This window comes from Actinoplanes sp. NPDC049681 (genome assembly GCF_044465265.1).
In the GTDB taxonomy this organism is placed as follows: Bacteria; Actinomycetota; Actinomycetes; order Mycobacteriales; family Micromonosporaceae; genus Actinoplanes.
Genome location: NZ_JBITLP010000008.1, coordinates 312,026 through 338,095, shown reverse-complemented (window position 1 = coordinate 338,095; position 26,070 = coordinate 312,026). Strand labels below are relative to the sequence as shown.

Here is a 26,070-nt window from a genome sequence, read left to right as displayed (position 1 = left end):
GTCCGCTCTCGGGAGGGATGCTGCATGCGTACCGGAATCTGGTTGATCGGCGCACGCGGCTCCGTCGCCGTCACCGCGATCCTCGGCGCCGCCGCCCTGCGGGCCCGCCTCGTCGAACCGACCGGCTGCGTCACCGAGCTCCGGCAGCTGCGCGGCGCCCCGCTGCCGGCCTGGACCGACCTGGTCGTCGGGGGCCACGACGTGGTCACGCTGCCGCTGGTCAAGAAGGCCGAGACGCTGGCGGCGGCCGGTGTCGTGCCGGGACGGCTGGTGGCAGCGCTCGCCGACGATCTGGGCCGCACGGAGCGTGATCTGCGGCCGCTGCCGGTCCGGAACACCCAGGCGGACATAGCGCGGCACATCGGCCGCGACCTGCGGGAGTTCCGGGAGCGGCACGGGCTGGAGCGGGTGGTGGTCCTCAACGTGGCCACGACCGAGCCGGTCGCGGCGACGCACCCGGCCCACGCGTCGCTTCCCGCGCTCCGGGAGGCGCTGACCGGGCCGCAACCCGTGCTGCCGTCGAGCGCGCTGGCCGCGTACGCCGCGTTCGAGGCGGGCTGCTCCTTCGTCGACTTCACCCCGTCGACCGGTGCCCGCCTGCCCGCCCTCGCCGAGCTCGCCGGCCGCGCCGGGGTCCCGTACGCCGGCAACGACGGCAAGACCGGGGAGACGCTGGTCAAATCGGTCCTCGCGCCCATGTTCGCGCTGCGCAACCTGCGGGTGACGAGCTGGTCGGGGCTCAACCTGCTCGGCGGCGGCGACGGCGCCAACCTGGCCGACCCGGCCGCGAACGCCGCCAAGGTGGCCAGCAAGCAGCGGGTCCTGGGCGACGCGCTCGGCTACCGTCCGGAGGGGACCAGCCGCATCGACTACGTCCCGGAGATCGGCGACTTCAAGACCGCCTGGGACCTGGTCACCTTTTCCGGCTTCCTGGGCACCGGCATGCGCCTGGAATTCACCTGGCACGGCTGCGACTCCGCGCTGGCCGCGCCGCTGGTCCTGGACCTCGCCCGGCTGACCGCCGCGGCGCACCGCGCCGGCCGCCGCGGTGCCCTGACCGAGCTCGGCTTCTTCTTCAAGGACCCGCTCGGCGACGGCCCGTCCGCCCTCGCCGCGCAGTGGGACGCGCTCGCCGGCTTCGTCGCCGGGCTGGGCCGATGAAGGCGCCGCTGCGAACCCTGGCCGAGCTCGTCCGCGCGCCCGCAGCGCTGTCGGTGCCCGGCGACGTGGTGGCCGGTGCCGCGGCCGCCGGCACGCTGGCGCCCCGCAGCGCCGGGCTCGCCGCCGCCTCGGTCTGCCTCTACTGGGCCGGGATGGCGGCCAACGACTGGGCCGACCGGGACCTCGACGCGGTGGAACGCCCGGAGCGGCCGATCCCGTCCGGCCGGGTGGGCGCCCCGGCCGCGCTGGGCATCGCCGCCGGGCTCACCGCGGCCGGTCTGGTCGTCGCCGGCCGGGTGGGCGGTCCGCGCGCCCTCGCCCTCGCGATGCCGCTGGCCGCGGCGGTGTGGGCGTACGACCTGAGGCTGAAGAACACGGCCGCCGGGCCGGCCGGGATGGCCGCCTGCCGGGCGCTCGACGTGCTGCTCGGGGCGAGCGCCGGAAACCCTGTCCGGGCCCTGCCCGCGGCCGCGGCGATCGGGATGCACACGTACGCGGTCACGGCCCTGTCCCGGCACGAGGTGGCCGGCAGCGCGAACGGCGAGCTGCCCGCCGCCACCCTGCTCACCACCGCCGCGATCACCGGTGCTGTCGCGGCCCGGGGTGGCGCCCCCGCCGTGCTGCTCGCCGGGCAGTACGCCGCCGGTTTCGGCCGGGCCCAGTCCGCACTGTTCGGCGACCCGTCGGCCGCCCGCGTGCGCTCGGCCGTCGGCGCCGGCATCACCGCACTGCCGGCCCTGCAGGGTGCGCTCGCCGCGCGTGCCGGCCGTACCCTCACCGGAATGGCGGTGGCGGCCGCCGTGCCGATCGGCAGGCTGCTCGCGCGCAGGGTGTCGCCCACATGAGCGCCCTGCGGTACGGCTACGGCACCAACGGCTTCGCGAACCACCGGCTCGCCGACGCTGTCGGGGTCATCGCCGACCTGGGCTACTGCGGCGTGGCGCTGACCCTCGACCACGACCACCTGGACCCGTTCGCGCCCGGCCTCGCGCGGCGCGTGGCCACCGTCGCCGACCAGCTGCGCGACCGCCACCTGGGCGTGGTCGTCGAGACGGGAGCGCGCTACCTGCTCGACCCCTGGCGCAAGCACGCGCCCACCCTGCTGCACGATGACCGCAAGCTGCGGCTGGACTTCCTGCGCCGGGCCGTCGCCGTCGCCGCCGACCTCGGCGCCGAGGCGGTGTCGTTCTGGGCCGGCGTACGCCCGCCCGAGGTCGACGAGCGCACCGCCTGGCACCGCCTGGTCGACGGCTGCGCCGAAATCACCGATGTCGCCGCGATGCTCGGGGTGCCGGTCGGCTTCGAGCCGGAACCCGGGATGCTCGTCGAGGACCTGGCCGGGTGGCACCGGCTGCGCGACGACCTCGGCGCCCCGGCCGCGTTCGGGCTCACCCTCGACATCGGGCACTGCCGGTGCCTCGAGCCCGAGCCCGTGCCGCAGTGCGTCGCGGCCGCGGCGCCGTACCTGGTCAACGTGCAGATCGACGACATGCGCCGGGACGTGCACGAGCACCTCGAGTTCGGCACCGGCGAGATCGACTTCCCGCCCGTGCTGCGGGCCCTGATCGACGGCGGATACCGCGGCCTGGTCGCCGTCGAGCTGCCCCGGCACTCCCACGCGGCGCCGGCCGTCGCCCGGCGGTCGCTCGCCTTCCTCCGGGCCGCGGAAGAGGAGGCGCACCCGTGACCCTCGACGAGCTGCGTGCCGTGGTCGCCGCCGTACCGGAGAAGGACTGGCTGGACGACGCGGAGGCCCGCGTGCGCGCCGACCCGGACGCCGTCGCGCCGCTGTTCGCCCGGGCCGGGCGCAAGCTGGGCCGGCAGCCGCTGCCGGACCGGCCGGGATGGACCGCCGGGCAGGCCGGGCGGGTGCTGCTGCTGGCGGCGCTCGACGATCCCGGGCGCGTGGCGGAGCTGTACTGGCATGGCGACGCCGCGGAACGCCTGGCGGTGCTGCACGCGCTGCCCCTGCTCGGGATGGGCGACGCGGGTGTGCCGCTGGCCGAGGACGCCCTGCGCACCAACGACCCGCGGCTCGTCGCGGCGGCTCTCGGGCCGTACGCGGCGCACCTCGACGCGAGCACCTGGCGCCAGGGCGTCGTCAAGTGCGTGTTCATGGGGATCCCGCTCAGCGTCGTGGACCGCCTCGACGACCGCGCCGACGCCGAGCTCGCCGCCATGCTCACCGCCCTGGCCCGGGAACGCGCCGCCGCCGGGCGCCGCATGCCCGCCGACGCCCTCGCGCTGCTCAACCGGCACCTGCTGCGCAAGGAGGACTGATGCGCGTCTTCGACCCGCACATCCACATGACCTCAAGGACCACCGACGACTACCGCAGGATGGCCGGCCACGGCGTACGGGCGGTGGTCGAACCCGCGTTCTGGCTGGGGCAGCCGCGCACGAACCCCGGCTCCTTCGCCGACTACTTCGACTCGCTGCTCGGCTGGGAGCCGTACCGGGCGTCGCAGTTCGGCATCCGGCACCACGCCACCCTGGCGCTGAACCCGAAGGAGGCCAACGACCCGCGCTGCAAGGGCGTGCTCGACCTGCTGCCGCGCTACCTGGACAAGGACGGCGTGGTCGCGGTCGGTGAGATCGGGTACGACTCGATGACCCCGGCCGAGGACGAGGCGTTCGCCGCGCAGCTCGAGCTCGCCGTGCGGTACGAGCTGCCCGCGCTCGTGCACACCCCGCACCGCGACAAGGCGGCCGGCACCCGGCGGACCCTGGACGTCGTGGCCGCCGCCGGCATCGATCCCGGCCGCGTCGCCGTCGACCACCTCAACGAGGTCACCGTCGGCCTGGTCCGCGACACCGGTTGCTGGATGGGCTTCTCCATCTACCCGGAGACCAAGATGTCGCCGCCACGGATGGTCGAGATCCTCCAGCGGTACGGCACCGAGCGGGTCCTGGTGAACTCGGCCGCCGACTGGGGACACTCGGATCCGCTGCTGACCGTGGAGACCGGGCGGGCCATGCTCGAGGCCGGGTTCACCGCCGACGACGTCGACCGCGTCCTGTGGCGCAACCCGGCCGAGTTCTACGCCCAGTCCGGGCGCCTGGACCTGGAACCGGTCAGCCCGGGTTCGGCGTACGCGGGCAGCTCGATCGCCCGGGGAGGCAGCTGATGCGCCTGCACCACCGCGACGGGCAGACCGTGCATCTGTCGTACTGCACCAACGTCCACGCCGGCGAGAACCTCGAGGGGATCCTGGCGCAGCTGGACACGTACGCCGTACCGATCCGGGAGCGGCTCGGCACCGACGTGCTGGGGCTCGGGTTGTGGCTCGCCGCGCCCGTGGCGGCCGGGCTCGCCTCGGACGTCGCCGACCGGCAGCGGCTGCGCAAGGCGCTGGCGGCGCGGGGGCTCGAGGTGGTGACGCTCAACGGGTTCCCGTACCAGGCCTTCCAGGCACCGGTGGTCAAGCACGCCGTCTACCAGCCGGACTGGACGACGTCGCACCGGATGGCGTACACGCTGGACCTGGCCCGGATCCTGACCGAGCTGATGCCGTCGGACGCCGCGCGCGGGTCGATCTCGACCCTGCCGCTCGCCTGGCGCGAGCCGTGGAACGCGGCCCGGGCGAGCGCCTGCCGGCGAGCCCTCGACGAGCTGGCGCGTGGCCTGCACCGGATGCCGCGGCCGGTCCGGGTGGCGTTCGAGCCCGAGCCCGGCTGCATCATCGAGAACACCGCCGAGGCGGTCGCGCTGCTCGGCGAGGCCGACACCTCCGTGCTGGGCGTCTGCCTCGACCTCGCCCACCTCGCCTGCGCCTGGGAGGAACCGGCGCTGGCGGTGAGCCGCCTGCGCGAGGCCGGGCTGCCGGTGGTCAAGACCCAGGTGTCCGCGGCCCTCGCCAGCACCGACCCGCGCCGCGACGCCTCCGTGCTGGGGGAGTACGTCGAGCCACGCTACCTGCACCAGACCCGCGGGCCGTTCGGGCTGTCCACGGACGACCTCGACGAGGCCCTTGCCACGCCCGGCGGCGACGAGCAGCCGTGGCGGATCCACTTCCACGTACCGCTGCACGAGGCGCCGATGCCGCCGCTGCTGACGACGGTGGGAGTGCTCGCCACCGCGCTGAGCGAACTGGTCGGCGGGGACACGGCGGAGTGCGACCACTTCGACGTCGAGACGTACACGTGGCACGTGCTGCCGCCGGCATCCCGCCCGGACGGCCCCGCGGAGCTGGCCGCCGGGATCGCCGCGGAACTCTTCTTCGCCCGGGCCCAGCTGACCGCGCTCGGGCTCACGACCTCGCAGGGGGTGTCCTCGTGAAACCCGTCGTGGTCCTCGACGTCGTCGGCCTCACCCCGCGGCTGCTGCGGCACATGCCCCGCCTGTCGCGCCTCGCCGATCTGGGCTTCCAGGCGCCGCTCGGCACCGTCCTGCCCGCGGTGACGTGCTCGGTGCAGTCGACCTTCCTCACCGGGACGCTGCCCGCCGGGCACGGCATCGTCGGCAACGGGTGGTACTTCCGGGACCTCGGCGAGGTGTACCTGTGGCGCCAGCACAACGGGCTGGTCCACGGCGAGAAGGTGTGGGACGCGGCCCGCGCGGTGGCGCCCGGCTACACGGTCGCGAACATCTGCTGGTGGTACGCGATGGGCGCCGAGGTCGACTGGACCGTCACGCCCCGGCCGGTCTACCACGCGGACGGCCGCAAGGACCCCGACTGCTACACGTACCCGCCTGAGCTGCACGACGAGCTCAGCACCTTCCCGCTCTTCAGCTATTGGGGCGCGAACGCGGGGATCGCCTCCTCGGCGTGGATCTGCCGGACGGCTGAGCACGTCATGGCGGCGCACGACCCCGACCTCACCCTGGTCTACGTGCCCCACCTCGACTACGACCTGCAACGGTACGGACCCTCCTCCCGCCGGGCCGCCAGGGCCGCCGCGGAGCTGGACGCCACCCTCGGCCCGCTGCTCGCCGCGGCGGACGCCCGGGGCGCGACGATCGTGGCCCTCTCCGAGTACGGCATCACGGACGTCTCCCGCCCGGTGGACGTCAACCGGCTCCTGCGTAGCGAAGGCCTGCTGCACGTCCACACCCAGGCCGGGATGGAATACCTCGACCCGTGGACGTCGCGCGCCTTCGCCGTGGCGGACCACCAGGTGGCGCACGTGTACGTGAAATCGCCGGACGACATCGCCGGGGTCGCCAAGCTGTGCGCCGGCCTGCCCGGCGTCGCGGAGGTGCTGGACCGGCCCGGGCAGGCCGCGTACGGGCTCGACCACGAACGCTCCGGCGAACTGGTCCTGGTCGCCGAGCCGGACGCCTGGTTCACGTACTACTACTGGCTCGACGACGCGGCCGCGCCCGACTTCGCCCGGCTCGTCGAGATCCACCGCAAACCCGGGTACGACCCCGCCGAGCTGTTCTTCGACCCGGCCGGGCCCGTCGCCGCCCGGGGCCGCGCCGCCCTCGCGCTGCTGCGCAAGAAGCTCGGCATGCGCTACTCGATGACCGTGGTGGGCCTGGACGCGGGCGCTCGTGCCGTCCGCGGGTCGCACGGCCGCCTGCCCGCCGACCCCGAGGACGCGCCGGTGCTGCTCTGCTCCGACGCCTCGGCGGCCCGCGGGCCGATCGCCGCCACCGAGGTGAAGGGGCTGCTGCTCGAGCTGGCCGGGCTGCCCTCATGACCGTGGACATGGCCCCCGAGACCGACGCTGCCGGCCTGGCGCGGCGCTGCGAGTCGGCGCTGATCGCGTACCTGGACCGGCAGCGGCCGCACTGGCCGGACGGCACCCCGCGCGGCGTGCTCGACGCGGTACGCCGCTTCGTGCTCGCCGACGGCAAACGGCTGCGCCCGATGTTCTGCTACTGGGGCTGGCGCGGCGCCGGTCAGCCCGATGGTCAGCCGATCGTCGCGGCCGCCGCGGCGCTCGAACTGTTCCACGCCTTCGCGCTCATCCACGACGACATCATGGACGGCAGCAACCTGCGCCGCGGCCAGCCGACGGTGCACCGCCACTTCGCCGACGTGCACGCCCGCCACTCCTGGAAGGGCGAGGCGGTCCGGTACGGCCACAGCGCCGCCCTGCTCTGCGGCGACCTCTGCGCCGCCTGGGCCGACCACATGTTCCACGAGTCCGGGCTGCCGATCGAGTGGATCCACCGCGGCTACCGGCTGTTCACGGTGATGCGTACGGAAGTCATCGCCGGACAGTACCTCGACCTCGTCTCCGGCGTCGGCGACGGCTCGGTGGCGGGCGCACTGACCGTGATCCGGATGAAGGCCGCCCGCTACACCGTCACCCGGCCGCTGCAGATCGGCGCCGGCCTGGCCGGGGCACCCGCCCGCCTGCAGGCCGCGCTGCAGGCCTTCGGCGACCCGCTCGGCGACGCCTTCCAGCTGCGCGACGACGTCCTCGGCGTCTTCGGCGACCCGGCCGTCACCGGCAAACCGGTCATCGACGACCTGCGCGAGGGCAAGCCGACCGTGATGGTGGCGATGGCCCGCGACCGCGCCGACCGCGTCCAGGGCACGCGCATCCGCGAACTGTTCGGCAACCCGGCCCTGGACGACGCCGGCGCCGAGGAACTCCGCGCGATTATCGAGGCGACCGGGGCGCGCGAGGGCATCGAGGACCTCATCCGCCGGCGGGCCGCCACGGCCACCGCGGCCCTCGACCGGGCACCGCTGACCGCGGACGCGCGAACGGCCCTCGCCGCGCTGGCGTCGTCGGTCGTCTCCCGCCGTCGCTGAGATCACTGCAACGTTTCGGGGTCCCGCACCCGTCGTCAAGGATGTGAAAGGAATTCGGCGACACCGCACGGGACGCTCACCTCGCTGGGCCCGCTGGTGCCTGATGCTCGGGGCGTTGCTCATGCTGGGCAGCGGCACGGCGGTCGCCGGCAGCCGCGTGCTGCTCGGCTCGGCCACCAACACGGTGAAGCGGCAGGATCTGCTCGGCTCCACCCGCCCGGAGGCGAAGCACGTCACCATCAGGGGCGCGAAGACGATCGTGCTGGCCGGCCTCGACACCCGCCCCCGCCAGGACCCGAGCAAGCTCACCCGCTCGGACTCGATCATCCTGCTGCACATCCCGGCGGCCCACGACACCGCCTACCTGATCTCCCTGCCCCGCGACACCCTCGTACGCATCCCGCGCTTCGACAACGGCAAGGTCCCCTACGCCGGCGGCGAGAACAAGATCAATGCGGCTTTCGCGTACGGCAGCAGAGGACTGACCGGCGACGCGGCCCTGACCGGCAGCTTCACCCTGCTCGCCAAGACCCTGCAGCAGCTGACCGGCATCACCCCGGACGCCGGAGCCATCATCGACTTCCAGGGTTTCCGCCACGTCGTCGACGTCCTCGGCAAGGTCTGCATGGACGTCGACGAGGACACCACCTCGATCCACATCGGCACCGACAACCGCACCGGCAAGCGTGCCGCGCCGTACAAAATCAACCCGGACGGCACGGTGAACCACCGGATCAGCGGCGTCACCCCGAACATCTACCGCAAGGGCCACCACTGCTTCACCCCGACCGAGGCCCTCGACTTCGTCCGCCAGCGCGACCTGCTCGCCAACCGCGACTACGACTACGGCCGCCAGCGTCACCAGCAGCAGTTCCTCAAGGCGGTCCTCAAGAACATCGCCGACAGCGGCCTGAACTCCCCGGCCAAACTCCCCGGCCTGCTCAAGGCCCTCGGCAAGACGATGACGGTCGACGACGGCGGCATCCCCCTGCAGGACTGGGTCTACGCCATGCGATCCATCCGCCCGGACAACCTGGTCACCATCAAAACCAACAACGGCACCTTCAACAGCCGCACCGTCCCCGGCGTCGGCAGCGCCGAGATCCTGAGCAGCACGAGCATGCAGCTCCTGAAGGCGGTGAAGAACGACCGCGTGGACGAATTCGTCCGAGCCAACCCGACCTGGGTCACCAAGAGCTGATCTCTCCGCCGGTGCCGGTGTCCGGAGCCTGCCAGAGGTCCCGTAACGATCCTCGCGAACAGGAGTTTCGCCCGCGCCGCGGGATCAGTCCGTTCAGATCGGTCATCGGCCTATGCGGATGACGGCATGTACTGGTCGGCCGGTAGCGGCCGCCGCGTAGACCGTCCTGACGGCACCCAGTGGGGATCTCTCCGAGCAATGGGCCGCCATAACATCAGGAGCACATCCCGGCAGGTAGCTGCGGATTTCCGCCAGTTCAATTGGTGCATCGGGTGAACGATTACGTCTTTGTAGTACCGCCGGCGTGGCCGCAGCCGCCGGAAGGTTGGGTCCCGCCGCCTGGATGGCAACCGGAACCCGGCTGGCCACCTCCGCCACCGGGCTGGCAGTTCTGGCAGCCGCGACAGCAGGTGCCACCTGCGCCCGTTGCCGCGGTGCCGCCCAAGGTCGCATCGGGACAACTCTTCGGGGGCAGTCGCCGTAGAGAGCTCGAAGCCGAGCTCCAGACTCTGCGAACCACCACAGCAGAACTCCGCAACGAGCACGACCTGCTGACGCGGGACAACGCCGCACTCCGCACGGAAGTCGGCCGGCTCAACGCCGCGGTGGATGCCGCGAACGCGGAGGTGCGGCGGCTCCTCGGGATAGATCCGAACGCGGTCCGCGGCGAGGCCGCTCGCATGGTTGGCGCACGCGATGTCGCCACCCGACAGGCAGAAGCAGCACACGCCGAGCTAGCCAGCATTCAGCAACAGCTGGTGACGGTTCAAGAGACGGCCATGCTGCAGGAAGCTGGCATCTACGAGTACCTGCATCCTCTGGACGACGCGATCGCTTACAAGGCACGACTGGAACAGCTCAAGGACAAGATTAAGTCCATGGCGCGGGGCAACACCGCCGTGCAGGCCACTACCAGTTGGTTGGTCAACGGGTCTGCCCGCGAGGGCATGGCCATGGTCCGCGATTTCTCGAAGCTGATGCTGCGTGCCTACAACGCCGAGGCTGACAACTGCGTGCGTTCGCTTCGTCCGCACCGCTTGCACGCCGTGATCGATCGGCTTACGAAGGTCCGCGACACCATCGCCCGGCTCGGCAAGACCATGGACATCGAGATCGCCGCCGACTATCACCGCGCCCGCGTCGATGAGATCAGGCTGACCGCCGACTATCTCGGCAAGGTGGAGGAGGAGAAGGAGCGCATCCGTGCTCAGCGCGAGCGGCAGCGCGAGGAGGAGCGTGCCCAGCGGGAATTTGAGCGCGAGAAGGCCCGGCTTCTGAAGGAGCAGGCCCACTACCAGGCAGTTCTGACCCGAATGCGAACTCAAGGCGACACCGCAGCCGCCGCGCAACTGGAGGACAAGCTCGCGGAGATCGCCGGTGCCATCCACGGTGTCGAGGACCGCGAAGCCAACATCCGCGCCGGCTACGTCTACGTGATCAGCAACATCGGTGCCTTCGGCCCGGACATGGTCAAGATCGGCATGACTCGACGACTCGAACCCACCGACCGCATTCGCGAGCTAGGCGATGCCAGCGTGCCCTTCCGCTTCGATACCCACGCGCTCATCTTCAGCGAGGACGCCGTGGGATTGGAAGCGCGCCTTCACCAGGCACTCGCGGACCGCAAGGTCAACCTCGTCAACCAGCAACGCGAGTTCTTCTACGCCTCGCCTGCCGACGTACGCGACATCCTTGCCCAAGTGGCCGGTCAGCACCTGCTGGAATACCACGAGACGCCCGAGGCGCTGGAATGGCATGCCAGCCATCGAGATCGAGGCAAGGCATCACCCATGCCGGCGCCTACACGACCTGCCGCTATGGCTGTGGCTGAACCGGTGGTTCTTCGTCCGTAAGTCCGTCGTCGCGTCGTGCCGCCGGCGTCCATGGATCTCCGAGGTTGTGGTCAGCGGTTGCCGCGCCCACCCACCCGTGGGCGGACGGCCGTGCCCGATCCGGGAAGTGTCGCGGCGCGCATCATGGTCTGCGCCGTCCGAAGTGGCATGATCACGCCATGCGGGAAGTGGTCGACGGGGTCTTCGAGGTCGGGATCGGCTATGTCCACGTGCACCTGGTGGTGACCGACGACGGTGTCGTGCTGGTCGACACCGGGCTGCCGGGCCGGTCGGCGCGGATCGGCCGGGCGTTGCACGACATCCGGCGCAAGATCGGTGACGTCACCACGATCCTGCTCACCCACCATCACGTCGACCACACCGGCGGCCTTGCCGAGGTCCGGCGCCGCTCCGGCGCGCGGGTGGTCGCCCATCAGGACGATGTTCCGTACGTGACGGGCGAGGCACAGGCGTACATGCCGCACCCGGTGGTCCGGCTCGTCGGCCTGTTCCTCGGCAAGGCCGAACCGGCACCCGTGGACGAGATCATCACCACGGACAGCGCCACGCCGCTGCCGGGGTTCACCGCTGTGCACACGCCGGGTCACACGCCGGGGCATCTGTCGTACCTGCTGGACCGGGACGGCGGCATTCTCTTCGCCGGGGATGCGGCCGCCGGGGGTCGGAGCGGGAAGATCGGCAGCGCGCCCAAGATGGTCTCGGCGGATCTCGACGCCCAGTGGCGCAGCGTGGAGAAGCTCGCCGGCCTGGAGTTCGAGCATGCCGTCTTCGGCCACGGCCGCGCCCTGAACGGCCGGGCGGTGGAGGCGTTCCGCGCCTACGTCGCGGCCGGTAAATAGTCGCAGTTCGCGCCTACGGCGGTCACACTGCGTACACAGACGGGGCGCCGACTCTGAGGTCATGCGGGACGGCATGAGGCCGGTCCGCCGAACCGAAGGAGTTCCCGTGTCCCGGAAGAAGATCGGTCTGATCGCCGCAGGCGTCGTCGCCGTGGGCGGGCTGGCCCTCGGCGGGTCGACGATGGCCAGCGCCGCCACTGCCATGCCCGCGCCCAGCTCGTCGGCCGGTGCGGCCGCGGGGCCCGGCGGGTCTGCGGACGCCCCGGTCACCGGAGACGAGGCCACCAAGGTCACCTCTGCCGTTACGGCGAAGGATTCCCGGGTCACCGTGACCGGCGTGCGGAAGGATCCCGACGGCTCGTACGACGTCTTCGGCACCAAGGCCGGCGCCCGGGTCATGTACGACGTCAGTGCCGACCTGACGGCGATCACCGAGGGCGGCGGGCCCGGGCGGGGCCCGGCGAACTGAACGTGGCGCCACCGGTCGTGGTTCAGCGGCCGGTGGCGCCACGGCGCCCAGGAGGAGCGGGCGCAGCGGCGTACGGTCAGGCGACGGTCTCCATGGCGGGGGAGTCGATCCGCTGCGCCTGCGCCGTCCGCGAGACCCGCAGCCACACGACGAAGCCCCAGATCACGAACCCCGCGTAGACGGCGTACAGGACGGCCGAGGGGTAGTAGCGGAAGTGCAGCAGCTCGGGCACGCCCACCAGGTCCACGGCGATCCAGCAGAGCCAGAACTCGACCCAGCCGCGGGCCATCGCGTAGGTCGCCAGGATCGACCCCACGAAGATCCACGAGTCGGCGAGGTAGTACCACCACGGGACCGGGAAGCCCGCCCCGACGGCACGGAAGACGAAGAAGCAGAGGACCACGGCGGACAGGGCCAGCGCGACCACCACCGCGCGCTGGCGCGGGGACGCCCAGTGCGGCACCACGGCCGCCCCGCCCGGGGCGTGGCGGTTGCGGCGCCAGCGCCACCAGCCGTAGACGCTGGTCGCGATGAAGAAGACCTGGCGGGAGGCCTGACCGTAGAGCGGGGTGCCCTGGTCGTTGCCGACCGCCTGGCCCAGGAAGACGGTGAGGAGCAGGACGTTGCCGACGATGCCGACGGGCCACGCCCAGGCGCTGCGGCGCAGGCCGAACAGGGCCGAGCCGAGCCCGAACGCGTTGCCGACGATCTCCCGGTAATAGATCGCCTGGGTGTCGGTGACCTGCCACTTGGCGTCGTAGAACGCGGTCAGCAGGCTGTCCAGCCAGTGCATCCGGATCACCTCCGTGTACGACAGAGGTGCACGCCGGGGAGCGACCGCGCACGCGGGTTCATGACCGTCCGCGTGCTGCCTCCCATCCGGACTTTCACCGTCGGTCCCGGAATTTCACCGGGTCAACCGGCCGCCGGCTGCGGTCGGGTCGCGGACTGTCACCGCCGGTTCGGATTTTCACCGACCCCGGAGCACGCTGAACGATGGTGCTGAGTCGGATCGTAGTCCCGTTCGGCCCCGGCGCCGGGACAAGCGATGCACGACACATCGATGGTGACGGCACAACCCTGCCCAACGAGGTCATGGGTACGCGGTGACGGGTGGGCGGCGAGGGTCGCGGCTGGCGACAGTTCGGGCGTTCGTGCCTTGTCGTCGTGCGTACCGGCCGCCACGATCGTCGGCGCCCCCGCCGATCCCCGGGCGGGAAGGTGGACGCCGCCAGGACCCAGAAGATGGAAGGACCCGACGACACGTGTCGCACATCCCCGCGATCCGCGCGAGACAGCCCAGCGACGAGGCCGCGACGGTGGATCTCAGCGGGCGCTGCGTCGGGAACTCGTACGTCCTGATCTGCCCGGTCGGGCACGGCGCCACCGGCACGGTGTGGCGCGGCCTGGAGCAGACCTCCGGCGACCAGGTGGCGGTGAAGTTGCTGCACGAGGGCCTGCTGCGGCAGCCGAAGCTCGTCACCCGGTTCGTGCAGGAGCGGTCGATCCTCAAGATGCTGCGGCACGAGCACATCGTCGGCGTCCGCGACCTGTTCAGTGTGGGGGAGTCACTGGCGCTGGCCATGGACTTCGTGGGCGGTGGCAGCCTGCGGGAACGGCTGCGCGACGCCGGCACGCTGGAGCCGGCGGAGGCGGCGCGGCTGCTGGCCCAGGTCGCCGCGGCGCTGAACCAGGCGCACTCGCTGGGCGTGGTGCACCGCGACGTCAAGCCCGACAACATCCTGCTGCAGGTGCGGGCCGAGCGTGCCGACGTACGCCTCACCGACTTCGGCATCGCCCGGGTGCTGGACGCGCCCGGGGTCACCACCCCGCACGCGGTCATCGGCACTCCTCACTACATGGCGCCGGAGGCCATCAGCGGCGGCGACGCCACACCCGCCGCTGACGTGTACGCCCTGGGCATCGTCCTCTTCGAACTGGTGGCCGGCCGTACGCCGTACACGGGTGAGCCCTTCGCCGTGCTGCGCGGCCACCTCGACGAGACGCCCCGGCGTCCGGAGGGCATGCCGGACCCGGTATGGCGGGTGATCGGCCGGTGCCTCGGCAAGGATCCGGCGTCACGCCCGTCGGCCGCGGAGCTGGAGCTGACGCTGCGGCAGCTGCGCGACGAGCTGGCCGGCGTACCGGCGCTGGCGGCGCCGCCGGTGGCTCCCGGGCCGGCGGTGTCCGCGGTGTCGCCGCCGCCCGGCGTCCGGGTGCGCCCGAAGCGGCGGCCGCCGAACCGCCCCCGCAGCTGGGCCTGGGGCCGGCGGGGTGCGCTGGCCCTGCTGATCGCCGGAGCGCTCGCCGGCTCGGCCCTCAGCGGCTACAGCGTGTGGCAGGTACGGCAGAACCGGGCGGCCGGCAACCAGGCCCTCCTGCCCGGTGCCGATCCCGCGGTGGTGCCGGACCGGTCCGCGCTTCCGGCGGCGACGACGGCCACGGGTGCGGCACCCGCGCTCAAGGCGGTGCAGGTGGCCGGGACGGCGCCGGACCTGCCCGGCCTCGCCGCACACCACACGCGCAAGGACGACGCCGGTCCGCAGGTGGCGGCGTCGGCCGGTGCGGGCGTGGACACCGGAGCCGGCAAGGTGGGCGGGCAGGCCGACGTGGCCTTCGGGCCGTACCGGTGCGGCGACGAGTACGAATGGGACGTCGGCCACCCGGTGCTCGCCCAGCCGTGCCATGCCCTCGGCTCCGAGGTACGGGTCATGGGCCGGATGGAGGCCACCCCGGGCGTGCAGGCGGACGTCTCCCTGACGGTCCGGGACGCGCGTACCGACGATGTGGTGGCCGGGCCGTACACCTGTGAGGGTTTGATGTTCACCGACTTCAAGCTGGAGCAGACCTGCGGGCCGGCCGACCTCGCCGCCCCGCACGGGCACCGCTACGTGGTGGTGGAGAGCTGGCGGTACACCGGGCGTTCCCTGTTACCGGGCGGCACGGTGCGGGGCGTCGAGTTCGACTGGTGAGCCGGGTTCAGGGCGCCCATTCCCGCAGCACCTCCGCGACGCTGACCCGGTCCCGCTCCGGGTCCGGCGCGGGCCGCGGCGGGGCGGCCGGCGTCCGGCCGAAGCGCGGCGCCGGGGCGGGTTGCGTGTCGGCGCCGACCTCGACGAAGGTGCCCCGGGCCCGATTGTGCGGATGCCGGGGTGCCTCGGCCGGGGAGAGCACGGGCGCCACGCAGGCGTCCCGGCCGTCGAAGATCGCCGTCCACTCGTCCCGGGTACGCCGCGCGAACGCTTCCGTGAAGCGCTGCCGCAGCACCGGCCACCCGCCGCGGTCGTACTGGTCCGGCAGGCCGGGGTCGCCGTCGAGGCCAAGCCCCGCGAGCAGGTTCGCGTAGAACGCCGGTTCGAGGGCGCCGACGGCCAGGAAACCGCCGTCCGCCGCGGCGTACGTGTCGTAGAACGGCGCGCCCCCGTCCAGCAGGTTGGTGCCGCGCGGCCCGTTCCACCGTCCCGCGCCGATCATGCCGTGCAGGAACGCCGTGAGCAGCGCCGAACCGTCGACCATCGCCGCGTCGACGACCTGCCCGGCGCCGGAGCGCTCCCGTTCGAGCAGGGCGGCGAGCACGCCCAGGGCCAGCAGCATCCCCCCGCCGGCGAAGTCTCCGAGCAGGTTCAGCGGCGCGTGCGGAGCCTGGCCGGCGCGTCCGAGCGGATCCAGCGCACCGGCGACCGCGATGTAGTCGATGTCGTGGCCGGCCCGGTGTGCCAGCGGTCCCTGCTGGCCCCAGCCCGTCATCCGGGCGTACACGAGACGGGGGTTGCGCCGCAGGCACACGTCCGGGCCGAAGCCGAGGCGCTCGGCGACGCCGGGCCGATAGCCCTCGATCAGCACGTCGGCGTGATCGGCGAGGCGCAGCAGATCGGCCACCCCCGGCGGCGACTTGAGATCGAGCGCGGTGACGCGGCGGCTGCGCTGCAGCGGCCCGCCGGAGGGCGGGGCCAGGGAGTCCGGTGCGGGCGGGCCGGCCCGGTCCACCCGCACCACGTCCGCGCCCAGGTCGGCGAGGAGCATGCCGCCGAAGGGCCCGGGGGCCAGGCCGGCCAGCTCCACCACCCGTACGCCGGCCAGGGGTCCCGACGGCGGGCTCAGCGCGCGGCCTCCACGTGTGCTTCGGGACCGGGGAACACCAGTGCCTCGTGGTCGGTGTCCAGCCAGCGGACCCGGTACGGCGGGGTGCCGTCGGGGTGGGGCACGTCCACGATCACTCCGATCCGCTGAGGGTCGCCGACGTGGACTCCCTTGAAGACGAGCCGGTCTCCGGTGTGCGCGATCATCGTTCCTCCTGTGTCGGGGCGCCTTTCTGGACGAATCCGGTGCTCGCAGGGGGCAACACGGCCAAGGGGCAGCGCGTCACGCCGATCAGGGCCCGCGCGGTGTGCCCGAGGGGTGCGGCGCCGTGGCCGGCCGCCACGACGAGCAGCGAGGCGTCGGCGCTGAGCGCGCACAGCGCCCGTGCCGGATCGTCGTCGTGCAGGATCTCGCGTTCGGCGGCCGCGGCGTCGCTGTCGCCGAGATGGTCGTAGAGGACCGCGGACAGCAGGCGGTCGGCGTCGCACATGGCGTCGTGGGCGTCCCGGGCCGTGCCGCGTTCACCCCACACGTGGACGACCCGCAGCGGTACGGAGCGGCGGCGGGCCTCGGCGGCGGCGTACCGCACGACCGGTCCGGGGTTGCCGTCGTCGTCGACCGCCGCGACGACCGCGGCCCGCGGTGCCGGACGGGCGCATCCCGGCACCACGACGGCTTCACCGGCACCTCTCGCGAGGATCGCCGCGGCGACGTCCCCGGCGCGGATGCCGGTCCCGGTGTCGGTGTCGGAAAGTCCAGAGGTCATGGCTCACCCGTCCCTCCGCTGACGCGTACGGGGGCGTCCCTCTCAGCATGGCGCTTTTCGGGCGCTACGGCCAGGGTCGATGGTCCCGCCGTTGCCCGAGCGGGTGATTCAGTCACCGTGCACGGGCGCGCAAGCTTCCGTTCACCTTCGGGGACGACGATCCGCCGATGACGGTACGCACCCCCGCCCTCGCCACCGCGGCCCGCGAGGTCGCGTTCGGGCTGCTCGGCACGATGGGCGATCGCTGGCGGCACACCATCGGCGTCGCGCAGCGGGCGGCGGAGCTGGCGTCCGCGCTCGATCTGGACGGCGACGTCCTGGTGTGCGCCGCCTGGCTGCACGACATCGGGTACGCCGACCCGGCCGTCGTCACGGGCTTCCATCCGCTGGACGGCGCCGACCACCTCGCCGGGCGGGGTTGGCCCCTGTCGATCGCCACGCAGGTCGCCCACCACTCCGGGGCCCGGTTCGTCGCGGCCGCGCGGGGGCTGGGGGAGCGGCTCGCCGCGTACCCGTGGGTGGAGGACGCGATGTCGGACGCGCTGACCTACGCGGACCAGACGGTGGGCCCGCGCGGCGACCGGGTCACCGCCACCGACCGGCACGAGGAGATGCTGCTCCGGCACGGTCCCGCGTCGTGGAACGCGAAGGTCGACCACCTGCGCGGCCCGTATCTCGCGGCGGTCGCCGACCGGGTCGAGCGCTGCCTGAGGGTCGCGCTCTGACGCAGGCCCTGGCAAGCTGGCCCCGGAGTGAGGGGAGGCGGCATCGTGCCGATAGCGAGGACCAACGGCGTCGAGCTGGCGTACGAGACCCTGGGTGACCCGGCGGCACCCCCGCTGCTGCTGATCATGGGCCTGGGTGCGCAGCTCGTCGACTGGCCGCAGGAATTCTGCGAGCTGCTCGCCGGCGAGGGGCTGCGCGTCGTCCGCTTCGACAACCGGGACGCGGGACTGTCCACGCAGCTCGAGAATCTCGGCGTGCCGGACTTCGCCGCGCTGCTGTCCGGCGATCGGTCGGTGGCGCCGTATCTGCTGGCCGACATGGCCGCCGACACCGCGGGCCTGCTCGACGTGCTCGGCATCACGCGCGCTCACGTGGTCGGGGCGTCGATGGGCGGGATGATCGCGCAGCAGCTCACCGTGGACCACCCCGGGCGGGTCGCCAGCCTCTGCTCGATCATGTCGACCACCGGTGACCGTACGGTGGGCCGCTCGACCCCGGAAGCGGCGGCGCTGCTCGGCCGCCCGCCCGCCACCAGCCGCGAGGAGGTTCTCGCCGCCGCCGTCGCCGGGGCGCGGGTCATCGGCTCGCCCGGCTTCCCCGCCACCGAGGAGGAGCTGCTGCGCCGGGCGTCGGCCAAGTACGACCGGGCGTACCGTCCGCTGGGGACGCTGCGGCAGTACGCGGCGGTGATCGCCTCGCCCGACCGCACCCCGGGCCTGCGGGAGGTGACGGCACCGACGCTGGTCGTGCACGGCGAGGACGACCCGCTCGTCGACGTGAGCGGCGGCCGGGCGACGGCCGCGGCGATCCCGGGCGCCCGGTTGCTGACCGTTCCCGGCATGGGCCACGACCTGCCGCGTGAGCTGTGGCCGCGGATCACCGAAGCCATCGTCGCGAACGTCCGGCGGGCTGTCGTGGACGCCGGCTGACGCCGGACGCACCCGGCGCCTCAGTCGGCCGGCGGCAGCCCGAAGACGTCCGCCAGGCCGGTGACCTGGATGGCCTTGCGCACCGGCTGCGACGGGTCGACCAGCGTCAGGGTGACGCCGGCGGCCGCCGCCGAGTTGCGGGCGCTGACCAGCGCGCCCAGGGCGTACGAGTCGATGAAGGTCAGGCGGCTGACGTCGACGTGCAGGTAGCGGCAGCCGGTGCCCGTGGCGGCCGCGGCGAGGCTGTCGCGCACCTCGTCGGCACAGTCGAGGTCGAGGTCTCCGTCGAGCGCCGCGACGAGCAGACCGTCCGTGGTGACGTCCTCGTACGCGACCAAAGCGTTCCTGGTCATCTGCCCGAGGGTAGCCGCGATCGGCGTGATCGGCTCGCCGGGAGTCACCCGTGCGACGTCACCAAACGGCGAAGACGCGGGCCTGGCCGCCCGACCCCTGCTCGAACGGGAGCAGGCCGACGACGATCGTCGCGCCGCGGCGCGGGACGGACCCGAGGTTGGCGAGGTTCTCCACGCCGTAGCGGTCGGCGCCGGTCAGCGTCAGGTGCACGGGGAAGTCCTCGGAGCGGCCCGGGTCGATGCTGAGCGTGTCGACACCCAGGCTCCGGACGGCCCGCTTCTCCAGCAGCCACTCGCAGGCGTCCGCACTGAACCCGGGGAAGTGCAGCACCCCGTCCGCGTCCGTGCCCCGGTACGCGTCCGTCGAGCCGGCCTTCGCGCCCCAGCCGGAGTACATGAGCACCGCGGCGCCGCGCGGGATCCGGTCGTACCGGTGCTCGAAGGTCCTGAGGTCGCCGACGGTGACCTCGGCGTCGGGGTCCGCGGCCGCCTTGCGGGCGATGTCCACCACCACCGCCGGCACGATGAGCTCTTCGAGGGTCAGCTCGGGCGACAGGCGTCCGCCGGCGGTGAAATGTCCTGGTGCGTCCACATGGGTGCCGGTGTGCTCGACCAGTCGCCACTCCTGCATGTAGTAGCCGTCGTCCTCGATCGTCACGTACGTGCGCCGCCGCGCCTCCTCACCGTCCGCGAACGGGGGGAACGTCGTGGTCAACGGATAGGTCAGGTCCCGCAACCCGCGCCGCGGTCCGGTCAACGCGGAGGCGGGTGCCGCGGCCGTCGCCGGCTCGGACAGGGCCCGCCCGCCCGCCGCGGCGGCCGCGCCGAACAGTGCCGCGCGGCGGGTCACCCGTGCGCCGGTGGCCTGGCGAAGACACTCCTCTGTGCACATTGCGCCGCTCCTCTCGAAGGTGGTCCTCCGAGGCGATCACAGGATGACGCGCAGTGGCAAGGCCCTGACGGCCCGTGGTCAGACCGGGCCGCGGTCCACCAGGCTGAAGCTCAGCAGGTTGGGGGAGTCGCCGGCCTCCTCGACGTACACGGCGCGGCGGTTCTCGCTCCACTGCACGAGGCCGTACGCCTCGTTGCCGATGGTGTACGTCGGCCGCCCCTTCTCGTCGCGCCCCTCCGCCGGCTGGATCCCGAAGATCGTGGCCTTGGTGGCCTCGCAGGCCGTGGCGACCAGCGACCCCGGCCCGTCCGGGTTGATCTTCACTCCCAGGCAGCGCTCCTGACCGTGGGGTCCCGGGCGTACCGCCTTGATGAGGTAGTCGACGCCGTACGACTCGAGCACGAACAGGGCGTCCGGCCCGGTGCCGTCCGACGCGCGGGCCGGTCCGGTGTCGGGCAGCGCCAGGTCCCGGTCGATCCCGGCCAGGTGCAGCAGGGTCCGCCGGCTGCCCACAAGGATGCCGTCCGGCGTCGCCGACGGGCTCGCCGGCGCCACCGCTGCGGGCTGCGCTTCCGGCTCGGGTGTCCCCCCACTGCGGGCAAGGAGGAGGCCGGCGCCCACCACGGCCGCGGTGAGCAGCGCGGCGCCGACCAGCAGGACGCCGCGGCGGGTACGCCGTGGCCGCAAGACCGGGGCGGGCGGCGGTGTACGCCAGGCCTCCGGCGGTTCGCCGGGCGGGCGGGGCGCCGCGGGCGGCACGGGTGGTTCCGAGGCCGGCATGGGCCCGGACAGCAGGGCGTCGAGCACCTCACGGGCGGTGGGCCGATCGGCGGGATCCCGGGCGAGCGCACGGGCGATCAGATCCCGTAGTGTGCCCGGAACCCCGGTCAGGTCCGGCGTCCCGGTCAGGATCCGCAGGGCGGTCGCCGGGGCCGAGTCGGCGGCGAACGGCGTACGGCCGGTCGCCGCGTACGCGATGACGACGCCGAAGGCGAACACGTCGGCGGGGAAGGCCGCCGCCTGTCCCGGGACGGGCTCCAGGCGCTCGGGCGCCATGTAGGAGACGGTGCCTACCATCTGGTCCACGGCGGTGTGGTGGCTGGTGGCCTCGAGCGGCTTGGCGATGCCGAAGTCGATGACCTTGAGCCCGCCGCGGGCGAGCAGGACGTTCGCGGGCTTGAGATCGCGGTGGATGACGCCGGCGCCGTGGATGGCGGTGAGGGCGGTGGCGATCCCGACGGCCAGGGTGTGCACCGCCGCCTCGCCCAGCGGACCCCGGTCGCGCACCACCGCGGCCAGGCTGGGGCCGTCGACGTACTCGACGACCAGGTAGGGCGGGTCGTGGTCCGGGTCGGCGTCGATCACCTCGGCGGTGGAGAAGGGCGGCACCTGCTTCGCCCGGTTCACCTCGCTGCGGAACCGGCCCCGGAACTCGGCCTCGTGGGAGAACTCCGGCCGGACCATCTTGATCGCGACCTCGCGGCCGTCCGGTGCCTCGCCGAGGTAGACGGTGCCCATCCCGCCCTGGCCGAGGCGGGCGAGAACGGTGTAGCGGCCGAGCCGGCGCGGGTCACCGGGGAGCAGCGGCCGGCTCATCGATCCCTCATCTCACCTCGCGGGGGCACACCGACCCGCACCCTACCGCCCGGGTGCGGTGCCGGTGGTGCCCCGAGGTCAGAGCGGGTAGCCCGGCTTCTCGCCCGGCATCAGGATCCACAGCAGCGGGTAGACGAGCAGCTGGCTGCCGGGGATCGCGAGCAGCACCAGGACGAAGAGCAGGCGGGTGAGCCACGGGTCGAGCCCGAAGCGGCGCGCCAGCCCGGCGCAGACACCCCCGAGCATGCGGCCCTCGCGGGGACGGACGAGGCCTTGACGGGTCATGGAGTCGGAGAAGGCGTTCATGGGATCCAGCGTCGCCCGGCGCGTACCCGACCGGCATCGGGAGCGGCCCCCGAGTTAACCCTGATCCCCGGACCCCGGCCGGCTCAGGAGATCGCCCAGGGCCTGCACCAGCCGGTCGATGTCGTCGTCGCGGGTGCCCAGGCCGAAGCTCACCCGCAGCAGCCCGGTGGCGCCGGCCCCGCACGCGGCGGCACCGGCCGAGGCGGTGAGCCGGCGGGTCAGCGGGTGGGCGCAGAACTGGCCGGCGCGGACCCCGACGCCGTACCGGTCGGCCAGCCGGGCCGCCACGACGGCCGGATCGTGCCCGGGCAGGGCGAGGGAGACGATCCCGACCCGGGGTACGCCGCCGCCGAAGGCGCCGACCTCCACGGCGCCCGGCACCCGCGCGAGCCCGTCGCGCAGCCGGGTCAGCAGGCCCTGCTCGCGCTCGTGCAGCGCCGCACGATCCGCCCGGGCCAGCGCCGCGCACACCGCAGCCAGCGCCACCGCGCCCAGCAGGTTGGGGGTGCCGCCCTCGTGCCGGGCCGCCCCCGCGGCCCAGGTCACCTCGCCGGGACGGTCCCCGACGACGGCACTCGCGCCGCCCCCGGCGAGGTACGGCGACGCGGCGTCCAGCCAGTCGCAGCGCCCGGCGAGCACGCCGGCGCCGAACGGTGCGTACAGCTTGTGCCCGGAGAACGCCAGATAGTCGGCGCCGAGGGCGGTCAGGTCGACGGGGGAGTGCGGGGCCAGCTGGGCGGCGTCGACGACCACGCGGGCGCCGTACGCGTGCGCCACGTCGGCCAGCCGGCGCACCGGCCACACCTCGCCGGTCACGTTGCTCGCGCCGGTCACCGCGAGCAGGGCGGGCCCGCGTACCGTCCGCAGCGCCTCCTCGACGGCCGCGACCGCCGCGTCCGGGCTGTCCGGGCACGGCAACCGGCGCTGCCGGGGCCACGGCAGCAGGTTGGCGTGGTGTTCGCCGTCGAAGACGATCGTGGTGGTGCCCGGCGGCAGGGCACGCGCCAGCAGGTTCAGCGCGTCGGTGGTGTTGCGGGTGAATACGACGGTGTCGCCCGGGCGGGCGCCGACGAAGGACGCCACCAGGTCGCGGGCGCGCTCGTACTCCAGCGTCGAGGTCTGCGAACGGATGCCGGCGCCGCGGTGGACGCTGCCGTACCAGGGCAGCAGGGCCTGGACGGCGTCCGCTGCGGCGCGCACGCAGGGCGCCGAGGCGGCGTGGTCGAGGTGGGCGAACCGGACGGTCTCGCCGGTGGTGAGGCGCACGGCCGCGTCGTCGCCGACGACGTCCAGATCGTGCTGCAGAGCCAGGGTCACGGGAACCTCCGCGAGGTCAGGGACCCCCACGGGGTCCGCGCTTGCCCGCGCCGGTGCCGGCGCAGGCCCGGTCCTCACCCGGGGCACCCCATCGCGAACGGAAGGGTTGCCGGCCAGCGAGCCGGGGCTTGGCGCTGGCACTCATGACCTGCTGAAAAAGTAGCAGATGATCCCTCAGCACGTCCGCAGCAACCGGTCGAGCACCCGGGTCCCGAACTCCAGCGCCGCGGTCGGCACCCGCTCGTCGACGCCGTGGAAGAGCGCGGTGAAGTCCAGCTCCGGCGGCAGGCGCAGCGGGGCGAAACCCAGGTGGCGGATGCCCAGGCGGGCGAAGGCCTTGGCGTCCGTGCCGGCCGGCATCAGGTACGGCAACAGCCGCGCCCCGGGATCCTCGGCGTCGACCGCGGCGGCCATGGCGGCGACGAGCTTCCCGTCGAAGGTGGTCTGCACGGCGGGCAGGCTGTCCCACTCGATCGCCACGTCGGGGCCCAGCACGCGGGCGAGCTCGGCCCGGAAGGCCTCGTCGCGCCCGGGCAGCATCCGGCCGTCGAGCTGGGCCCGGGCGATCGAGGGCACGACGTTGGACTTGGTGCCCGCGTCGACGATCGTGGCGGTGGCGGTGTCGCGCAGACCCGGCTCGATCAGCCGGGAGAGATGCCCGAGCCGGCGGACCGCGGTCTCCGGGTCGGCGGGGTCGAACGGTACGCCGGTGAGCCGCGCGACCCCGGTCAGGAACTCACGCACGGGCTCGGTGAGCACCACCGGGAAGCGGTACGCGTCGAGCCGGGCCAGCGCGGCGGCGAGCTTGCCGATCGGGTTGTCGGTGTGCAGCAGCGAGCCGTGCCCCGCGGTGCCGCGCGCGGCCAGCCGCAGCCACATCGAGCCCTTCTCCGCCGTCTGCACCAGGTACGCCCGCGGCCCGCCCGGCAGCCTGACGGAGAACCCGCCGACCTCGCTGATCGCCTCGGTGACGCCCTCGAAGAGATCCGGCCGGTGCGCGACCAGCCACTGGGCCCCGACCACCCCACCGGCCTCCTCGTCGGAGAGGAACGCGAAGACCAGGTCGCGGGGCGGTACGACACCGGTGCGCCGCAAGTGCCGGGCGACCGCCAGCGTCATGGCGAGCATCCCCTTCATGTCCACGGCGCCGCGGCCCCACAGGTAGCCGTCGCGGACCTCGCCGGAGAAGGGCGGGACCGTCCACTCGGCGGGATCCGCGGGGACCACGTCCAGGTGGCCGTGGATCAGCAGGGCGCCCCGCGACCGGTCGGCGCCGGGCAGCCGGGCGACGACGTTGCCGCGCCCGGGTGCGCCGGACTCGACGTAGTCGCTGGTGTACCCGGCCTCGGCGAGCCGGGCGGCCACGTATTCGGCGCCCGCCCGCTCAGGTCCCGGACCGCCGTGGGTGCCGGGGTTGGTGGTGTCGATGGCGATGAGCTCGCTCGCGAGGGTCACGACCTCGTCCGCAGGGTGCGTCATGGGAGGAAATTGTCGTACCTCTTCGGCAGAGTGTCAGGAGTGGAATCGCGTACCGCTCCTGACACTCACTCCCTGCGCGGCTGGCTGCCCGGCTTCCTCGCCCTGGCGGCGATCTGGGGGACCAGCTTCCTGTTCATCAAGGTCGGCGTCCGGGAGCTGCACCCGCTGTGGCTCACCTTCGCCCGGGTCGCCGCCGGCGCCCTGACCCTGCTCGTCATTCTCCTGCTGACGCGCGACCGCCTGCCGCGCGACCCGCGGCTGTGGGGCCACCTCGTCGTGGTGGGCGCGCTGGGCGTGACGTTCCCCTTCACCCTTTTCGGGTACGGCGAGCAGCGGGTCTCCTCCGTGCTCGCCGGCATCTGGAACGCCGCCACGCCGCTGGTCGCGTTGCCGCTCGCGGCGCTGGTCTTCCGCACCGAGCCGTTCACCCGGCGGCGCGCGGCCGGGATCGGCATCGGCTTCGCGGGTGTCATGGTGGTGCTCGGCGTGTGGCGGGGCGTGGGCGGCACCCAGCTCACCGGCCAGCTCATGTGCTTCGGCGCGGCCATGTGTTACGCCGTCGCGATCCCGTACCAGAAGAAGTTCGTCGCCGGGCGCACGGGCAGCGGGGTCTCCATCGCGGCCGCGCAGCTGCTCATGGCCCTGGCCCAGCTGGCGGTCGCCGCGCCGCTGCTGGCGGGGGCGCCGCCCGCGCCGGCGTCGCTGTCGCCGGAGGTGGTGGGCTGTGTTTTGGCGCTCGGCGCGCTGGGGACCGGCGTGGCGTTCGTGCTGAACTTCCGGGTCATCCGGCTCGCCGGCGCGAGCACGTCGGCGTCGGTCACCTACCTCATGCCGGTGGTGGCCACCGTGGTCGGTGTGACGGTCCTCGGCGAGCACCTCATGTGGTTCCAGCCGGTCGGCGCGCTCGTGGTGCTGGCGGGTGTGGCTACCTCCCAGGGGGTGTTCTCACGTCGCAGGGCGGACTCTTCGGTCAATCCGGCAACTGCGAGTGATCTCACAACTACGGTGAGTCCTGCATCTGTCGGAAGATCGAAGGGTATGACATGAAGCTTCTCCACGGGCTGGTACTCGGCACAGGCGCGGTGGCCGCCGCGCTCGCGCTGTCCGCCGGGCCTGCCAGCGCGAGCACGAGCGACGGCCCCGGGGGCAACGTCGGGCTGCTGAACGGCAACTCCGTATCGATGCCGGTGCACGTCGGCGCCAACGCCTGCGGCAACGCCCTCGCCGTCCTCGGCATCGCCGGCGGTTCCGGAGACTGCTCGAACGGCTGATCACCACCGCTCGGCCGGCGTCCGGGGGCGGGTGGCACGCAGGATCACCCGAACCGGGCGCCGGGCCCGTGGCTCAGCTCTTTCGTGCGCGTGCCGAACAGATGAGTGGGGCGGCTCCG

At 73.3% G+C, this 26,070-nt stretch carries 27 protein-coding genes and 2 riboswitches; of the genes, 17 read left to right on the top strand and 10 right to left on the bottom strand.

All coding sequences use genetic code 11. The features are described 5' to 3' along the window. Window positions 1–24: 24 nt before the first annotated feature. The 12 genes from ACIBO8_RS29170 (at window position 25) to ACIBO8_RS29115 (ending at window position 12,236) form a co-directional block, all read left to right on the top strand. Window positions 25–1,161 carry an inositol-3-phosphate synthase gene (locus tag ACIBO8_RS29170; RefSeq protein ID WP_396118539.1) on the top strand — a complete coding sequence of 379 codons (1,137 nt, stop codon included), beginning with the start codon at window positions 25–27 and terminating at the stop codon, window positions 1,159–1,161. Next, window positions 1,158–2,006, top strand: coding sequence for an SCO3242 family prenyltransferase (locus ACIBO8_RS29165; protein ID WP_396118538.1), 849 nt, complete (start codon window positions 1,158–1,160; stop codon window positions 2,004–2,006). Before ACIBO8_RS29170 ends, ACIBO8_RS29165 begins: the two co-directional genes overlap by 4 nt. Continuing rightward, entirely contained in the window at window positions 2,003–2,848 is an 846-nt protein-coding gene (locus tag ACIBO8_RS29160; RefSeq protein WP_396118537.1) for a sugar phosphate isomerase/epimerase family protein, read from the top strand. Before ACIBO8_RS29165 ends, ACIBO8_RS29160 begins: the two co-directional genes overlap by 4 nt. Further along, window positions 2,845–3,441: an EboA domain-containing protein gene (locus ACIBO8_RS29155; protein WP_396118536.1), complete on the top strand. Its 597-nt coding sequence runs from the start codon at window positions 2,845–2,847 to the stop codon at window positions 3,439–3,441. Before ACIBO8_RS29160 ends, ACIBO8_RS29155 begins: the two co-directional genes overlap by 4 nt. Beyond that, on the top strand, window positions 3,441–4,289 hold the full coding sequence (locus ACIBO8_RS29150; RefSeq protein ID WP_396118535.1) for a TatD family hydrolase: 849 nt from the start codon (window positions 3,441–3,443) through the stop codon (window positions 4,287–4,289). Before ACIBO8_RS29155 ends, ACIBO8_RS29150 begins: the two co-directional genes overlap by 1 nt. Beyond that, window positions 4,289–5,440 carry a metabolite traffic protein EboE gene (gene eboE, locus ACIBO8_RS29145; RefSeq protein WP_396118534.1) on the top strand — a complete coding sequence of 384 codons (1,152 nt, stop codon included), beginning with the start codon at window positions 4,289–4,291 and terminating at the stop codon, window positions 5,438–5,440. Before ACIBO8_RS29150 ends, eboE begins: the two co-directional genes overlap by 1 nt. After that, window positions 5,437–6,807: an alkaline phosphatase family protein gene (locus ACIBO8_RS29140; RefSeq protein WP_396118533.1), complete on the top strand. Its 1,371-nt coding sequence runs from the start codon at window positions 5,437–5,439 to the stop codon at window positions 6,805–6,807. The genes eboE and ACIBO8_RS29140 overlap by 4 nt, the downstream gene beginning before the upstream one ends. Continuing rightward, window positions 6,804–7,874 (top strand): polyprenyl synthetase family protein, encoded by a 1,071-nt coding sequence (locus tag ACIBO8_RS29135; RefSeq protein WP_396118532.1) that lies wholly within the window; start codon window positions 6,804–6,806, stop codon window positions 7,872–7,874. The genes ACIBO8_RS29140 and ACIBO8_RS29135 overlap by 4 nt, the downstream gene beginning before the upstream one ends. Before the next feature lie 103 nt (window positions 7,875–7,977). After that, a complete protein-coding gene (locus ACIBO8_RS29130) occupies window positions 7,978–9,075 on the top strand; it encodes an LCP family protein (protein WP_396118531.1) in 1,098 nt (365 codons plus the stop codon). Window positions 9,076–9,347: 272 nt separating this feature from the next. Beyond that, entirely contained in the window at window positions 9,348–10,928 is a 1,581-nt protein-coding gene (locus tag ACIBO8_RS29125; RefSeq protein WP_396118530.1) for a DUF4041 domain-containing protein, read from the top strand. 158 nt (window positions 10,929–11,086) lie between these two features. Next, a complete protein-coding gene (locus tag ACIBO8_RS29120; RefSeq protein ID WP_396118529.1) occupies window positions 11,087–11,767 on the top strand; it encodes an MBL fold metallo-hydrolase in 681 nt (226 codons plus the stop codon). A gap of 106 nt (window positions 11,768–11,873) precedes the next feature. Next, a complete protein-coding gene (locus ACIBO8_RS29115) occupies window positions 11,874–12,236 on the top strand; it encodes a hypothetical protein (protein ID WP_396118528.1) in 363 nt (120 codons plus the stop codon). Between the two features lie 76 nt (window positions 12,237–12,312). Here ACIBO8_RS29115 and ACIBO8_RS29110 read toward each other — a convergent pair whose 3' ends face one another. Continuing rightward, on the bottom strand, window positions 12,313–13,029 hold the full coding sequence (locus ACIBO8_RS29110) for a nicotinamide riboside transporter PnuC (RefSeq protein ID WP_396118527.1): 717 nt from the start codon (window positions 13,027–13,029) through the stop codon (window positions 12,313–12,315). A 68-nt stretch (window positions 13,030–13,097) separates the two neighbouring features. Further along, window positions 13,098–13,228, bottom strand: a riboswitch (FMN riboswitch). 273 nt (window positions 13,229–13,501) lie between these two features. Here ACIBO8_RS29110 and ACIBO8_RS29105 point away from each other — a divergent pair. Further along, the gene (locus tag ACIBO8_RS29105) at window positions 13,502–15,208 is read left to right on the top strand and encodes a serine/threonine-protein kinase (RefSeq protein ID WP_396118526.1); all 1,707 of its coding nucleotides are present in this window, start codon (window positions 13,502–13,504) and stop codon (window positions 15,206–15,208) included. 7 nt (window positions 15,209–15,215) lie between these two features. On the opposite strand, the gene ACIBO8_RS29100 is transcribed toward ACIBO8_RS29105, so the two are convergent. The 3 genes from ACIBO8_RS29100 to ACIBO8_RS29090 are packed head-to-tail and all read right to left on the bottom strand — an operon-like array spanning window position 15,216 to window position 17,082. Beyond that, entirely contained in the window at window positions 15,216–16,337 is a 1,122-nt protein-coding gene (locus tag ACIBO8_RS29100) for a CaiB/BaiF CoA transferase family protein (RefSeq protein WP_396118721.1), read from the bottom strand. Then, a complete protein-coding gene (locus tag ACIBO8_RS29095; protein WP_396118525.1) occupies window positions 16,334–16,522 on the bottom strand; it encodes a DUF1918 domain-containing protein in 189 nt (62 codons plus the stop codon). The genes ACIBO8_RS29100 and ACIBO8_RS29095 overlap by 4 nt, the downstream gene beginning before the upstream one ends. Then, entirely contained in the window at window positions 16,519–17,082 is a 564-nt protein-coding gene (locus tag ACIBO8_RS29090) for a universal stress protein (RefSeq protein WP_396118524.1), read from the bottom strand. The genes ACIBO8_RS29095 and ACIBO8_RS29090 overlap by 4 nt, the downstream gene beginning before the upstream one ends. A 167-nt stretch (window positions 17,083–17,249) precedes the next feature. Here ACIBO8_RS29090 and ACIBO8_RS29085 point away from each other — a divergent pair, with 167 nt between their 5' ends. Together ACIBO8_RS29085 and ACIBO8_RS29080 are read left to right on the top strand one after the other, a co-directional pair. Next, a complete protein-coding gene (locus ACIBO8_RS29085; protein ID WP_396118523.1) occupies window positions 17,250–17,807 on the top strand; it encodes an HD domain-containing protein in 558 nt (185 codons plus the stop codon). Between the two features lie 45 nt (window positions 17,808–17,852). After that, a complete protein-coding gene (locus tag ACIBO8_RS29080) occupies window positions 17,853–18,737 on the top strand; it encodes an alpha/beta fold hydrolase (RefSeq protein ID WP_396118522.1) in 885 nt (294 codons plus the stop codon). 20 nt (window positions 18,738–18,757) lie between these two features. On the opposite strand, the gene ACIBO8_RS29075 is transcribed toward ACIBO8_RS29080, so the two are convergent. From ACIBO8_RS29075 to ACIBO8_RS29050, 6 genes are all read right to left on the bottom strand, one after another. Next, window positions 18,758–19,090: an STAS domain-containing protein gene (locus ACIBO8_RS29075; protein ID WP_396118521.1), complete on the bottom strand. Its 333-nt coding sequence runs from the start codon at window positions 19,088–19,090 to the stop codon at window positions 18,758–18,760. Between the two features lie 58 nt (window positions 19,091–19,148). Further along, on the bottom strand, window positions 19,149–19,982 hold the full coding sequence (locus ACIBO8_RS29070; protein WP_396118520.1) for a cyclase family protein: 834 nt from the start codon (window positions 19,980–19,982) through the stop codon (window positions 19,149–19,151). 78 nt (window positions 19,983–20,060) lie between these two features. After that, window positions 20,061–21,578, bottom strand: a complete 1,518-nt coding sequence (locus ACIBO8_RS29065) for a serine/threonine-protein kinase (RefSeq protein WP_396118519.1) — start codon at window positions 21,576–21,578, stop codon at window positions 20,061–20,063. A gap of 78 nt (window positions 21,579–21,656) precedes the next feature. Beyond that, window positions 21,657–21,884: a PspC domain-containing protein gene (locus ACIBO8_RS29060; protein WP_396118518.1), complete on the bottom strand. Its 228-nt coding sequence runs from the start codon at window positions 21,882–21,884 to the stop codon at window positions 21,657–21,659. A gap of 54 nt (window positions 21,885–21,938) precedes the next feature. Continuing rightward, window positions 21,939–23,150, bottom strand: a complete 1,212-nt coding sequence (locus ACIBO8_RS29055; RefSeq protein WP_396118720.1) for an aminotransferase class V-fold PLP-dependent enzyme — start codon at window positions 23,148–23,150, stop codon at window positions 21,939–21,941. 83 nt (window positions 23,151–23,233) lie between these two features. Then, a riboswitch (SAM riboswitch) is annotated at window positions 23,234–23,350 on the bottom strand. A gap of 25 nt (window positions 23,351–23,375) precedes the next feature. After that, window positions 23,376–24,680: a M20/M25/M40 family metallo-hydrolase gene (locus ACIBO8_RS29050; protein ID WP_396118517.1), complete on the bottom strand. Its 1,305-nt coding sequence runs from the start codon at window positions 24,678–24,680 to the stop codon at window positions 23,376–23,378. A gap of 39 nt (window positions 24,681–24,719) precedes the next feature. Between ACIBO8_RS29050 and ACIBO8_RS29045 the strand changes: the two genes are divergently transcribed. Next, window positions 24,720–25,727, top strand: coding sequence for a DMT family transporter (locus tag ACIBO8_RS29045; RefSeq protein WP_396118516.1), 1,008 nt, complete (start codon window positions 24,720–24,722; stop codon window positions 25,725–25,727). Next, window positions 25,724–25,951, top strand: a complete 228-nt coding sequence (locus ACIBO8_RS29040; RefSeq protein ID WP_396118515.1) for a chaplin family protein — start codon at window positions 25,724–25,726, stop codon at window positions 25,949–25,951. The genes ACIBO8_RS29045 and ACIBO8_RS29040 overlap by 4 nt, the downstream gene beginning before the upstream one ends. Window positions 25,952–26,070 lie beyond the last annotated feature (119 nt).